The organism is Cryobacterium sp. TMT2-17-1 (assembly GCF_004402765.1).
Classification (GTDB): domain Bacteria; phylum Actinomycetota; class Actinomycetes; order Actinomycetales; family Microbacteriaceae; genus Cryobacterium; species Cryobacterium sandaracinum.
In genome coordinates this window covers 30,048-43,072 of sequence record NZ_SOGC01000050.1, presented here as the reverse complement: position 1 = coordinate 43,072, position 13,025 = coordinate 30,048, and the positions used below count along the sequence as shown (strand labels likewise).

Annotated in this window: 10 protein-coding genes; 7 read left to right on the top strand and 3 right to left on the bottom strand. The window is 67.5% G+C overall.

Annotated features, from left to right (window positions below):
• Positions 1–10: 10 nt before the first annotated feature.
• The gene (locus E3O47_RS15300) at positions 11–2,884 is read left to right on the top strand and encodes a DNA polymerase III subunit gamma and tau (RefSeq protein ID WP_134416393.1); all 2,874 of its coding nucleotides are present in this window, start codon (positions 11–13) and stop codon (positions 2,882–2,884) included.
• Between the two features lie 3 nt (positions 2,885–2,887).
• Positions 2,888–3,487 carry a recombination mediator RecR gene (recR, locus tag E3O47_RS15295; protein ID WP_104099829.1) on the top strand — a complete coding sequence of 200 codons (600 nt, stop codon included), beginning with the start codon at positions 2,888–2,890 and terminating at the stop codon, positions 3,485–3,487.
• A 225-nt stretch (positions 3,488–3,712) separates the two neighbouring features.
• On the opposite strand, the gene E3O47_RS15290 is transcribed toward recR, so the two are convergent.
• Genes E3O47_RS15290 through E3O47_RS15280 form a run of 3 tightly spaced genes read right to left on the bottom strand, consistent with a single transcriptional unit; the run spans position 3,713 to position 5,394 of the window.
• Complete coding sequence (locus E3O47_RS15290) at positions 3,713–4,711, bottom strand: DUF5692 family protein (protein ID WP_134416391.1); 999 nt, start codon at positions 4,709–4,711, stop codon at positions 3,713–3,715.
• 50 nt (positions 4,712–4,761) lie between these two features.
• Positions 4,762–5,142, bottom strand: a complete 381-nt coding sequence (locus tag E3O47_RS15285; protein ID WP_134416389.1) for a hypothetical protein — start codon at positions 5,140–5,142, stop codon at positions 4,762–4,764.
• A 21-nt stretch (positions 5,143–5,163) separates the two neighbouring features.
• Positions 5,164–5,394, bottom strand: coding sequence for a helix-turn-helix domain-containing protein (locus tag E3O47_RS15280; RefSeq protein ID WP_134416387.1), 231 nt, complete (start codon positions 5,392–5,394; stop codon positions 5,164–5,166).
• A 202-nt stretch (positions 5,395–5,596) separates the two neighbouring features.
• Here E3O47_RS15280 and E3O47_RS15275 point away from each other — a divergent pair, with 202 nt between their 5' ends.
• From E3O47_RS15275 to E3O47_RS15255, 5 genes are all read left to right on the top strand, one after another.
• Positions 5,597–6,934 carry an aspartate kinase gene (locus tag E3O47_RS15275; protein ID WP_104099827.1) on the top strand — a complete coding sequence of 446 codons (1,338 nt, stop codon included), beginning with the start codon at positions 5,597–5,599 and terminating at the stop codon, positions 6,932–6,934.
• Between the two features lie 319 nt (positions 6,935–7,253).
• Positions 7,254–8,360 carry an aspartate-semialdehyde dehydrogenase gene (locus E3O47_RS15270; protein ID WP_134421190.1) on the top strand — a complete coding sequence of 369 codons (1,107 nt, stop codon included), beginning with the start codon at positions 7,254–7,256 and terminating at the stop codon, positions 8,358–8,360.
• A gap of 40 nt (positions 8,361–8,400) precedes the next feature.
• Entirely contained in the window at positions 8,401–10,926 is a 2,526-nt protein-coding gene (locus tag E3O47_RS15265; protein WP_134421188.1) for an EAL domain-containing protein, read from the top strand.
• On the top strand, positions 10,923–11,375 hold the full coding sequence (locus tag E3O47_RS15260; protein ID WP_134421186.1) for a DUF1801 domain-containing protein: 453 nt from the start codon (positions 10,923–10,925) through the stop codon (positions 11,373–11,375). The genes E3O47_RS15265 and E3O47_RS15260 overlap by 4 nt, the downstream gene beginning before the upstream one ends.
• A gap of 164 nt (positions 11,376–11,539) precedes the next feature.
• The gene (locus E3O47_RS15255) at positions 11,540–13,009 is read left to right on the top strand and encodes a malate:quinone oxidoreductase (protein ID WP_134421184.1); all 1,470 of its coding nucleotides are present in this window, start codon (positions 11,540–11,542) and stop codon (positions 13,007–13,009) included.
• The last annotated feature ends 16 nt before the right edge of the window (positions 13,010–13,025 follow it).

The window sequence follows — 13,025 nt, the reverse complement described above, 5'->3', positions numbered from 1 at the left end:
GATTGACCTCGTGGTTACCGCCCTGTATCGCCGCTACCGGCCCGAGACTTTTGCCGAAATGATCGGTCAGTCTCAGGTGACCGATCCGCTGATGACGGCCCTGCGCACGAACCGGGTGAATCATGCCTATCTGTTCAGCGGGCCCCGAGGTTGCGGCAAGACGACATCCGCCCGTATTCTCGCGCGCTGCCTGAACTGCGCCGAGGGTCCCACCGACACGCCATGCGGGGTCTGCCCGAGCTGTGTGGAGCTGTCCCGCGACGGCGGCGGATCCCTCGACGTGGTCGAGATCGACGCGGCCAGCCACAACGGGGTCGACGATGCCCGGGACATCCGTGAGCGCGCGATCTTCGCTCCCGCCCGCGACCGATACAAGATCTTTATCCTGGACGAGGCGCACATGGTCACGCCGCAGGGCTTCAACGCGCTGCTGAAGATCGTCGAAGAGCCGCCCGAGCACGTCAAGTTCATCTTTGCGACAACCGAGCCCGAAAAGGTGATCGGCACCATCCGTTCGCGCACGCATCACTACCCGTTCCGGCTCGTGCCGCCCGGGCCGATGCTCGAATACGTGCAGCAGATGTGCGACACCGAGCAAATGACCGTCGCGCCGGGCGTGCTGCCACTCGTGGTGCGGGCCGGCGGCGGGTCGCCGCGCGACACCCTGTCGCTGCTCGATCAGCTGATGGCCGGATCCGACGGGCACTCCGTCGAATACGACCGCGCCGTGGCGCTGCTCGGCTACACGAACGCGTCGCTGCTCGACGAGTCCATCGACGCGATCGCCGACCGCGACCCGTCCGCCGCGTTCGACGCCGTCGACCGGGTCGTGCAGACCGGCCAGGACCCGCGCCGCTTCGTCGAAGACCTGCTCGAACGCCTGCGCGACCTCATCATCGTGGGCGCCACGAGTGCCGCCGCCGCTGCCGCCGTGCTGCGCGGCGTGCCGCAGGAGGAACTCGACCGCATGGCCGTGCAAGCCGCGAAGTTCGGCCCCGCCGAGCTCTCCCGCACCGCCGACGTGATCAACGCCGCCCTCACCGAGATGACCGGCGCGACCAGCCCCCGCCTGCAGCTCGAACTCATGATTGCCCGCGTGCTCATCCCCGCGAGCGACGATTCCACCCGCGGCGCGCTCGCCCGCGTCGAACGCCTCGAGCGCCGCATCGGGGTCGGTTCTGGTTCTGGTTCCGGTTCTGGTTCCGGTTCTGATCCCGGCGACAGCTCGGCGACGGATGCCCCAGCCACCAGCCCGGTCGGCTCGCCCCCGCGCGCGGCTGCGGTCTCGGCGACGCATGCCTCCGGCCGGCCCGCGGTCTCCGGCGGTGCGGCTGCTGCTTCTGCCGCCGCACCTGATGCAGCTGCGCCCGCGACCCAAGTCGCGGCCCCGCCCCGCCCTGTCGGACCCGTCACCCTGCAGCAGGTAAAGGACTCTTGGCCGCAGATCCTCGAGGCAGTCAAGGCCGCCAAGATCAGCGCCTGGCTCGTGCTCTACACGGCCCGCGCCATGGAACTGCGTGGCGGGGACCTGTTGGTGCTCTCCTTCCCGAGCCAGAACGACGTCGCCGGACTCAAGCAGTCGGCGGCCCCCGGGCAGGGCGTCGGCGACTATCTCAAGCGCGCCGTCAACGAGGTGCTCGGCTTCACGCCCCAGCTCACCGCCCGGGTCGACTCCCCGAGAACGGATGTCCCAGCCACCCCCAACGCATCCGCCCCCGCTCCGGCACCGGTCGCCCCGGTCTCCCCGGGGTCAGGTTTCGGCGTGCAGGACTCCACCGCGCCGAGCCCTGTCGCGCGGGCCGCAACCGTCAGCGGCTCGGCCGCAGCCGGGTCCGGAAGCGGCGACACCGGCTCCAGGACGACACCCAAATCCGCTGCTGCAACAACCGACGAGGCGTCGCCCGCCGACCCCGATCCGGCTGCTGCCGCCGACCCCGATCCGGCTGCTGCCGCCGACCCCGATCCGGCTGCTGCCGTGAACGCTTCAGCCGGTTCCGCCCCAGCCGGCGTTGGCAAGGTTGACGCCCCAGAAGCGCCTGCGGCATCGGCTGCCGGCCCCACGGTGACCAGCCCCACGGTGACCAGCCCCACGGCGGCCAGCCCGGCGGCGGCCAGCCCGGCAGTGGCCAGCCCGACAGTGCCCGAGTCGCCGGTGACCAGCCGCGCAACTGCCAGCCCGGCGGTCGCCGCGACCGGCTGGGCGACCGCTGCCATTCCGAGTCCCTCGGATGCCGGCACCGGCTGGGCCACGGTGGCCATCCCGGGGTCAGCCCCGGCTGCTGAAACCGCTGCTCCTGCGTCTGCGGCCTCCGCTGCGACCCCCGATGCCCCCGCGCACGCATCCGCCCCGCAGACCGCCCCGCGTTCCACGCCGAGCGCGCCGGCGCCCACGACGCTTCCCGCGTCCGGGCGAGACCCTGAGCCGCAGCCGCCCTACGACGACGAGCCCCCGTCCTACGACGAGGAATTCCCGCCGGACCTGCACCCGAACGGCGGCCAGCCCGGCCGCTACCAGGCGCCCGCCGCGCGTGCGGGATTGTCCGCAGCGGGAGCCCAGCACCAATCGGGAGCCCAGTCTCAGCCGGGAGCCCAGGCCCAGTCTCAGTCCCAGTCTCAGTCTCAGTCTCAGCCGGGAGTCCAGTCCCAGTCCCAGTCTCAGAACGGCGCCCAGAACGGCGTACCAAACGGCGCCCAGCCCGGAACCCCGGCGCGCACCCAGGTGCAGGCTCCGAACCGGGCGGGCGTCGAAGCATCCGTTGCCCGTCGCGGGCCCGCCTTTGCGGAGAAGCAGCGCTACGGCGAGTCGGTGGTGCGCGAAATCCTCGGCGCCACCTTCCTCGAAGAACAGCCGCACGATCCGGCATCCCGAACCAGAGGCGACTAAACCATGTACGAAGGCATTGTTCAGGAACTGATCGACGAGCTCGGCACGCTGCCCGGGATCGGGCCCAAGTCCGCGCAGAGGATTGCGTTCCACATCTTGCAGACCGAGCAGTTCGACGTGACCCGGCTCGCCAACGTGCTGCTCGAGGTGCGCGACAAGGTGAAGTTCTGCGACATCTGCGGCAACGTGTCCGAGCAGAAGACCTGCATGATCTGCCGCGACCCGCGCCGCAATCCCGCGATGATCTGCGTGGTGGAAGAGGCCAAGGACGTCGTCGCGATCGAGCGCACCCGCGAATTCAAGGGGCTCTACCACGTGCTCGGCGGGGCGATCAGCCCCATCGACGGCGTCGGACCGGACGACCTGCGCATCCGTCAGCTGATGCAGCGCCTTGCCGACAACACGGTGCAGGAGGTCATCATCGCCACCGACCCGAACCTCGAGGGGGAGGCGACCGCGACCTACCTGTCGCGCCTGCTGACCACCCTCGAGATCAAGGTCTCCCGGCTCGCGTCAGGGCTGCCGGTCGGCGGCGACCTCGAGTACGCCGACGAGGTGACTCTCGGGCGGGCCTTCGAGGGCCGCCGTACCGTCACGAACTAGCCCCCCGCGCCGCCTGCCCACTGCCGCAAGTGTTGCCGGAGCGGACAACTGTGCCCGGTGTGCCGGCAACAGTTGTCCGCTCGGGCAACAGTTGCCGCCAGGAGTGGCCAGGGGGACCGTATCCGCCACCGACCTCGCCGGACTGGACGGCCCGCCCGCCCGGACGACAGACGGGCCGGGGCGACGGATGCCGCGTGTCGCGAAATTCTCCGCAGTTACGGCGTTCTATTTCGCGCTGGCGGTCGCCCGCGGGTGCGCGGCTGGAGCAGCCGCCGCCGGCACCAGCGGCTTGTTCGCTTCGAGCACCGTGCGGTACGTGGGCAGGTGCGTGAACAGCCCGTCGGTGAGCGGGTTGCGGCGTCTCTTCACGATCGTGTAGATCTGGTAGACCACAACGGCGATGTTGGCCGCGAGGGCCACGGCGCTCACCCAGAACAGGGCGACCGGGTCGTGCGACGACTTCACTGCGAACTGCGAACTGCGAACTGCGAACTGCGAGCTCGACACGAAGGTCGGGAAGGCCATGGTGAACATCATCCAGAACGCCAGGGTCTGCGCGCGGTGCTGCAGCCAGGCGCCGCGCTTGATGAAGAAGGCGGGGATCGTGCGCGACACGAGTAGGGCCGCGCCGGCGTAGAACGAGTGGTCGCCGACCGCGTTGTAGACGTAGGCGAAGTTCCAGAGGTCATAGGCGATGATCCAGAACCACAGCATGTCCGGCCAGATCATGTCCTTCTTGGGGCCGCGGCTGATGATGATCCCGGCCCAGCCGCAGATCGTGAGCAGGTTCAGCAGCCCGGCGATACCGTTCATGATGTTCCACGGCCCGCCCACCATGAACACTCCGTCGACCATCCCGTTCAGCCCGTAGACCTGGAAGTCGCGAATCACGGCCTCGAAGATGTTGAGAGCCAGAATGAACGCGGGGAACATCAGCGCGTACCGGTTCTTGGCCAGACGCGGAATGAAACGGATGGCCATGAAGCCCAGGCATCCGGCAAGTGCCGAGTAGACCTTGACCCAGTGAAACCAGGTGCCCGTGCTGGACCCGGCGCCGGCGGTGGTGGGCCACACGAAGATCGTCAGCGCCACCGGCAGTGCAATAAACAGCGCCAGCGACGCCCATTTGCTCGACCGTGCGACCTCGTTGGCGATCATCAGCCCCGCGACGACCGCGACCCACATCAGGGTCGACGACCACGGGATGGCATCGAATAGGAACATATGCGAATACTTCTTTGTACTGGGTGAAAAAGTGATGCTAGAGAAAAGTCTTAGGCCGGCGCGTTGTGGTCGAGGTGGAGCGTCTGGCGCACAATCGCCACGAGCACATCGTCCGAGACCGTGGGCGTGGAACGTACAAGCCCGATCAGCCCGAACACCAGCACAGAGAACACCTCGGAGACGTTGTCGATCCGGATCTCGTGCCGCCGCGCGTAGGCCTCGACGGTCGTGACCTGCAGCCGGTCGACGACGGCCCTGACGGCCCGGTCGACGAACTCGTTGTAGAGCCCGGCGTACTCGGTGCGGCCGAGTTCCTCGCGGAAGAGGTCGGTGCGATGCAGGTGGTGACGGAACAGTGCGACGCACTCGACCAGCGCGCTGTCGATGTCGCCGGGGATGCGGGCGGCGTCCCAGAGGTTGAGGTCGGTCACGAACTCCGCGATGTGGTCCTCTCAGATGAGGTCGATGATCGCGTCCTTGTTCGGGAAGTAGTGGTAGATCAGGCCGCGGGTGACGCCGACCCGGGCGGCGATGTCGGTGATCTTCACGCGGGACACGCCGCGCTCGGCGACCAGTTCCCGGGTGGCGCGCAGAATGTCGTCCCGGCGCTCGTCCGGCTGCTTGCTCTGGCGCACCGGCACCGGCACCGGCACCGGCGCTTTCGACGTGAACTCGTCGGGCATCGGAGCTTCCTCGGCAACTGGGTCAAACCGCGTGGCGGGGCGGGATCCACCCTCTGCCCCGATCCTGCGACCGCGATTGACATAGTGTCAATGACAGGGCGTCAATGGGTGCCGCACACCGTCACATGACCGCTGCCGAATACAACAGCATTTATGATGGGAGCTTGCCTGTGCCCGCGTACCCGAACCCTTGGAGTGCCACGTGAGCTTGATCGTGCAGAAGTTCGGCGGATCATCCGTCGCCGACGCCGAAAGCATCAAACGCGTGGCCAAACGCATCGTCGACACCCGCAAAGCGGGCAACGAGGTCGTCGTCGCCGTCTCCGCGATGGGAGACTCCACCGACGAGTTGCTCGACCTTGCGCACCAGGTCACCCCGATCCCCGCGCCGCGCGAGCTCGACATGCTCCTCACCGCGGGCGAGCGCATCTCGATGGCGCTGCTCGCCATGGCGATCAAGAGCATGGGCTACGACGCCCGCTCCTTCACCGGCAGTCAGGCCGGCATGATCACGGATGGCCAACACGGCGCCGCCCGCATCGTCGACGTGACTCCCGGGCGCATCCGCGATGCCCTCGACGACGGTGCCGTGGCGATTGTCGCCGGCTTCCAGGGCTTCAATCGCGACACCAAAGACATCACCACGCTCGGTCGCGGCGGTTCTGACACGACCGCCGTCGCGCTGGCCGCCGCGCTCAGCGCCGATATCTGCGAGATCTACACGGATGTCGACGGCGTCTTCACCGCCGACCCGCGCGTCGTTCCCCGGGCCCACAAACTCGACCGCATCTCCAGCGAGGAAATGCTCGAGCTCGCCGCCGCTGGTGCGAAGGTCCTCTATATTCGGGCGGTGGAATATGCGCGTCGGCACGGTGTGACGCTGCATGTGCGGTCCTCGTTCAACAACAACGTGGGAACCATTGTCTACAACCCCGACACCACGAGCCCGCATGTCGCAATCCCGAATTCGTCGGCCACCGAGCGCACACATCCCAATAACGCATCCGCGAATGGAGAGACAGTGGAAGAGCCAATCATCGCCGGGGTCGCCGCCGACCTGAGCGAAGCCAAGGTCACGGTCGTCGGCGTTCCCGACATTCCGGGCAAAGCCGCGCAGATCTTCAAAATCGTCGCGAAGACCAACGCGAACGTCGACATGATCGTGCAGAACGTCTCGGCTGCGTCCACGGGACTGACCGACATTTCCTTCACCCTGCCCAAATCGGAGGGCCAGCAGGTGCTGACCGCGCTGAGCAACGAGCAGACCAACGTCGGGTTCGCCGGTCTGCAGTATGACGACCAGATCGGCAAGCTCGCGCTCGTCGGCGCCGGCATGCGCACCAACACGGGCGTGTCCGCGAAGCTGTTCGAGGCGCTGTTCGAGGCCGGGATCAACATTGAAATGATCTCGACCAGCGAGATCCGCATCTCCGTGGTCACCCGCGCCGACACCATCAACCAGGCGCTGCGGGTCGTGCACACCGCATTCGGCCTGGACTCCACCAACGACGCCGTCGTGCACGGCGGCACCGGCCGCTAGCCGGCATCCGTCGGCCCAACCGGGCTCGGCCGGACGCCAGCCGGGCTCGGTCCCACCCCGCCTCACCCCGACTCACCCCACCCCGCCTCACCCCACCCCGACCCCGTTCAACCGGTTTCCCTGGGGCTAACTCAGGAGAACCAGAGGCCACAGGCGCGATCCGGCTGGAATTCGGGCCAAGTCGCGAGAATCTCCTGAGTTAGCCACAAATGCAAGTGCAGATGCAGATGCAGATGCAAGTGCAAGTGCACGAGCAAGTGCACGAACGAGAGCGAGACCACCAGCACCAGCAGCCACGGCATCCAGCGGAGGAAACACAGTGAACAGCACCGCAGCAACCAGCACCGCAGCAAACAGCACCGCAGCAACCAGCACCACAGGAATCCAGATCGGCGTCGTCGGGGCCACCGGCCAGGTCGGAGCCGTCGTGCGCAGCCTGCTCGAGGAACGGGACTTCCCGGTCGGCGGCATCCGTTTCTTCGCGTCGTCCCGGTCCGCCGGCTCCGTACTGCTGTTCAAGGGCGAGAAGATCGTCGTCGAAGACGCCGCCACCGCCGACCCCAGCGGACTCGACGTGGCCATCTTCTCCGCCGGCGCGACGCTCTCGAAAATTCAGGCTCCCCGGTTCGCCGCGGCCGGCGTCACCGTGATCGACAACTCCTCCGGGTGGCGGATGGACCCCGACGTGCCGCTGGTCGTCAGCGAGGTCAACCCCGAGGCCATCAAACTCGCCACCAAGGGCATCATCGCGAACCCGAACTGCACCACCATGGCGGCCATGCCCGTGCTCAAGGTGCTGCACGACGAGGCCGGCCTCGAACGCCTCATCGTCAGCACCTACCAGGCGGTCTCCGGCAGCGGCCTGGCAGGCGCCCGCGAGCTCGCCAGCCAGGTGCGGGCCGCCGCCCTGAGCGACAACCTGCTCCAGCTGGTCCACGACGGGTCCGCTGTGCCCATGCCGGCACCCATCGTCTACGCCCGCCCGATCGCGTTCGACGTGATCCCGCTGGCCGGTTCCATCGTCGACGACGGCGAATTCGAGACCGACGAGGAGAAGAAACTCCGCAACGAGAGCCGCAAGATCCTCGAGCTGCCCGATCTGCTCGTTTCCGGCACCTGCGTGCGCGTGCCCGTCTTCACCGGCCACGCCCTCTCGATCAACGCCGAGTTCGCCAACCCGTTGACCGTCGCCCGCGCCCTCGAACTGCTCGCCACCGCCCCCGGCGTGGTCGTGACGGATGTCCCCACACCCCTCGAAGCGGCCGGCCAGGACCCGAGCTTCGTCGGCCGCGTGCGTCAGGACCGTGGCGTGCCGAACGGGCGTGGATTGGCCCTGTTCATCACCAGCGACAACCTTCGTAAAGGTGCGGCACTCAACGCCGTGCAGATCGCGGAACTCGTCGCCGCGGACCTGCTCGTTCGCTGACCTCAGCGTGGTGGTGTATAACCGGGCGCTCACTCCGCTAGTGTCAGACTTCGTGGGCGGGAATCGGAACTCAAGGGGCGTCAAACGCCTGGCTTTCCTTGCGTTCGCCGGCATCGGCCTCGCGCTCATCGCCACGTCGTTCGTGCTGCTCCTTGATGAACCCTCAGACAGCTGGCTGATCGCCGGGGTCGGTGTGGTCTGCGCGGCCGCCCTCGAGCTCACCTGGGTGCGCGTGGGCGCCGTGGCGCACCGCAGCCCGATGATCAGCCTCCCCGTTCTGGCGCTGCCGGCGCTGGCCCTCACCCTCTCCCTGCCGGTCTCGGCCGGGCTGATCGCGCTCGGCGTTCTGCTGGCCATCCTGATCGAGTCCGGGCGGGCATCGGTCGCGCTCTACAGCGCCGGCCTGCAGGGTGCCGGCGCCCTCGCCGCCATCGGCCTGTTCACCTGGTTCGGCGCGGGCGGACTGCCGATTCTGGTGGGCGTGGCCGCGGCATCCGTGGGCTATGTCTTCTTCATCATCGCGACCGAGGTGCTGCGCCAGCGCTTCGTCACCGGCCCGCTCGGTCGGCGTAGCGGCGGGCGACCCCTGTCGCCGTTGCGGGTTCTGCTGGTGTTGGTCGGAACCGTCGTGGTCACGGTGACGGCCGCGCACTGGAGTGTCGTCGGGCTGCCGTTTCTGGTGGAGGTCACCAACACGCTCGATGCCGTCATCGTGCTGTTCGCCCTGATGATCGTCGCCTCCGTGGTCAAGGTCTCCACGGTGATGGCGGTCATGCGCCACCGGCTGGCCGGCATGGTCGCCGCCACGAGCGCGCTTGCCGCCGACCCGGCCACCGGGCCCTCCGGGCGGGTCACCCCAACGAGCCCAGCCACCACAGGCATCGGCGCCACGAGCGGTACCGCCATCACGAGCGCCGCCGACAACACCTACCCCGCCACGAGTGCCGCCGACGCCACCCCAGAGCCCGAGCCCGGCTCCCCGGCGGCCGTCACCGACCTGCTGCGCCGGGTGGTGGCGGATGCAATCGGTGCCGAATCCGTCATCGTGCGCAGCGAGCCCGCGCAGCCCGGCGAGATCAGCATGCTGCTGCCGCTGGCCGGCGCCATCGGGCCGGACCAGTACATCGTGGCCCGGCGCGACGCCATGGACGGCGCCTTCACCGGCAACGACCGCCGCGCCCTCCAGGCCCTGGCCACGACCGCCGAGATGGTCGTGCGGGCCCGCCGCAACATCGCCGGCCTCACCCTGCGCGCCAACACCGATCCGCTCACGAGCCTGCCCAACTACGGCGCGTTCCAAGAGGCCCTGGCGAACATCAACGACCACCGGGACTACTCAGAGGCCCTGGCCGTGCTATTCATCGACCTCGACGAGTTCAAGCGTTTGAACGACCGGTTCGGCCATCAGACCGGCGACGAGGTGCTGCGCGAGCTCGGGCGTCGGCTGAGCGCCGTGGTGCGTCCGAATGACGTGGTCGCCCGGGTCGGCGGCGACGAGTTCGTGATCATCCTCACCCACCTGGCGTCGCTGGCCGAGGCGAAGTCCATCGCCGAGCGCATCCTGGTGGTCTCCGGGGAGCCGATGCTCATCGGCCAGACGACCCACAGCCCGATCATCAGCGTGGGCCTGGCCTACTCGGCGCACCGCGAAACCGACGTCAACCAGCTGGTCCAGGATGCCGACCGGTCGATGCTCGCGATCAAGAAGTCCCGGCGGCGTGGCGGCCCGTCGAAGGAGAGCAGCCTCAACATCTCGAGCCACCGCTCCTCGCAGATGAACGACATCATCGCCCACGCCATCGACGAGGACCTGCTCGAGCTGGCCTTCCAGCCCATCGTCAGCCTCGTCACCGGGCAGATCTGGGCGTTCGAAGCCCTCGTGCGCTACACCGACCCGGACCTCGGCCCGCTATCGCCGCCGTCGATCGTCGAGAAGGCGAAGGGCCTCGGCCGGCTCGACGCGATGACCCGCCAGGTGGCCGTGAAGGCCATGGCCGCCGCGGCGGACTTCCGGCTGATCGAGCCGCGCGTGGTGTGCATGACCATCAACGTTGAGGCCGGGCAGATCCTGCCCGAGCGTGTGGGCAACTACATCGAGGAGCTCGCGGACCGCTACCCCGGCATCTCGCTCTGCCTCGAGCTCAACGAGCGGTCGATGACCAAGGTCACCCCCGCGATCCGTGCCCAGGCCGACCGCCTGCGCGACCTCGGCATGATGATCGCGCTCGACGACTACGGTTCCCAGGATTCGTCGGTCGACGCCCTGGTACGGATGCCCATGGACATCCTCAAAATCGACCGCAGCCTGGTCGACGACCTCGACGACATCCGCCAGCGGGAGGTGCTCACCGCCCTGCAGGGTTTCGGTGACAACCTCGAGTACTCGATGATCGTCGAGGGTGTGGAGAACGATACGATGGCGAACCACCTGAGTGCGCTGGGCATCCGTAGCGCGCAGGGGTTCCACTACGGCGTGCCGGAGAGCTTTGAGAAGACCCTGTCGCGGCTGGAGTTGTACGGCGCCCGTGCGGTCGTGCCGAGGCTCGGCATTACGCTTGTTTCATGAGCACAGAACCGGTTCCGTTCGAGGTGGAGACGATCGTTTTCGACCTCGAACCCGAGCGTCGGGCGGTGATCTACCCGGTGCTCGACGTCGTGCGCGATGCCATGCCCGCGGGGTATCGGCTCGGCGTCTACGGCGGCATGCTCGGCTGGGCGGTTCCGCTGGAGCTGTTGGCGAACACCGACGACAAACAGCCGCTCGTCTATGTGAGCCTGGCCGCGCAGAAGCACTACAACTCGCTCTACTTGATGGGCCTCTACAGCTTTCCCGGGAAGGATGCCGCGTTCCGCTCCCAATGGGACGCCACCGGACGCACGCTGAACATGGGCAACAGCTGCGTGCGGTTCAAGACGCTGGCCGACCTCGATCTCGACCTGATCGTGCGCGAGGTCGCGAGCGTGTCCGTCGACGACTTCATCGCCAACTACGAGCTCCTGAAAAGTCGCGGCTGAGCCGCTTTTGGTGGCAACTGAGTCGCTTATCGGTCGCGACTGGACCGGTTTTGAGCCGCGATTGGGTCGCTTTTGAGCTCGTTGCCGAGCCAACCGTGACCTGACGCGTCTGCGTCCCGGCGGGAGGCATCCGTTGCCACCGATATGGTGGAAGAGTGAATCCAATGGCGAAGATTGATGTCGTTCTTATTGGTGGCGGCATCATGAGCGCCACCCTCGGTACCTTGATCAAGCAGTTGCAGCCCGACTGGAGCATCGAGGTTTACGAGCGATTGGGGGAAGTCGCTCAGGAAAGCTCCAACCCGTGGAACAACGCGGGCACCGGCCATGCGGCTCTGTGCGAGCTGAACTACATGCCCGAATCGAAGGACGGCTCGGTGACCGCGGCCAAGGCCGTGGCGATCAACGAGCAGTTCCAGATCAGCCGCCAGCTGTGGGCACACCTGGTCGAGACGGGCGTGCTGCCCGAGCCCACCAACTTCATCAACTCCACCCCGCACATGACTTTCGTGCACGGCAAGAGCAGCGTCGAATACCTGCGCAAGCGGTTCGCAGTACTCCAGGGCGAGCCCCTCTTTGCGGGCATGGAGTACAGCGAGGATCCGGCCGTGATCGGCACCTGGACCCCGCTCCTCACCCAGAAGCGCCCAAAGAACCAGAAGATCGCGGCGACGCGTATCGTGTCCGGCACCGACGTGGACTTCGGCGCCCTCACCCGCTACCTTTTCGCCAACCTCACCGCCGAGGGTGTGGGCGTGCACACGAACCAGCAGGTCACCGGTGTGAAACAACTCACGGATGGCTCATGGAAGCTCAACCTGCGCCGCCTGGTCGGCAACCACCCGAGCGTCGTCAACGCCCGGTTCGTCTTCGTCGGTGCAGGCGGCGGCGCCCTGGCGCTGCTGCAGCAGAGCGGCATCCCCGAGATCAAGGGTTTCGGCGGGTTCCCGATCAGCGGGCAGTTCCTGCGCACCACGAACCAGAAGCTCGTCGCCCAGCACCACGCCAAGGTCTACGGCAAGGCGGCGAAGGGTGCTCCGCCCATGTCGGTGCCGCACCTCGATACCCGCGTCGTCGATGGAGAGACCTCGCTTCTGTTCGGACCATACGCCGGCTTCACCCCCAAGTTCCTCAAGTCGAGCAGCTGGCTCGACCTGCCGTTCTCGATCCGGGTGCACAACATCGGGCCGATGCTGGCTGTGGCGGCGCACAACTTCGGCCTGATGAAGTACCTGATCGGCGAGGTGTTCGCCTCAAAGAAGACGAAGCTCAAGGCGCTGCAGGAGTTCATCCCGACCGCGAAGCTCGCCGACTGGGAACTCATCACCGCCGGACAGCGCGTGCAGGTCATGAAGAAGGATCCGGAGCAGGGCGGCGTGCTGCAGTTCGGCACCGAGGTCATCACCTCGGCCGACGGCACCATCGCCGGGCTGCTCGGCGCCTCCCCGGGAGCCTCGACCGCGGCCCCGATCATGGTTGACCTGATCAAGCGCTGCTTCCCCGAGGAGTACCCGGCCTGGGAACCCAGACTGCGCGAGATGATCCCGAGCCTCGGCACGAAGCTCTCCGACGACCCGGCCGTTGCCGCCGCGTCGCTCGCCGCGACCGCGGCCGTGCTGAACCTGACCGCGTAGGAGGTTGCCCGGGGGT

Coding starts and splice junctions, on each gene's coding strand:
- recR (WP_104099829.1), top strand. CDS start 2,888: ATGTACGAAGGCATTGTTCAGGAACTGATCGACGAGCTCGGCACGCTG.
- E3O47_RS15290 (WP_134416391.1), bottom strand. CDS start 4,711: ATGTTCCTATTCGATGCCATCCCGTGGTCGTCGACCCTGATGTGGGTC.
- E3O47_RS15280 (WP_134416387.1), bottom strand. CDS start 5,394: ATGCCCGACGAGTTCACGTCGAAAGCGCCGGTGCCGGTGCCGGTGCCG.
- E3O47_RS15260 (WP_134421186.1), top strand. CDS start 10,923: ATGAGCACAGAACCGGTTCCGTTCGAGGTGGAGACGATCGTTTTCGAC.
- E3O47_RS15255 (WP_134421184.1), top strand. CDS start 11,540: ATGGCGAAGATTGATGTCGTTCTTATTGGTGGCGGCATCATGAGCGCC.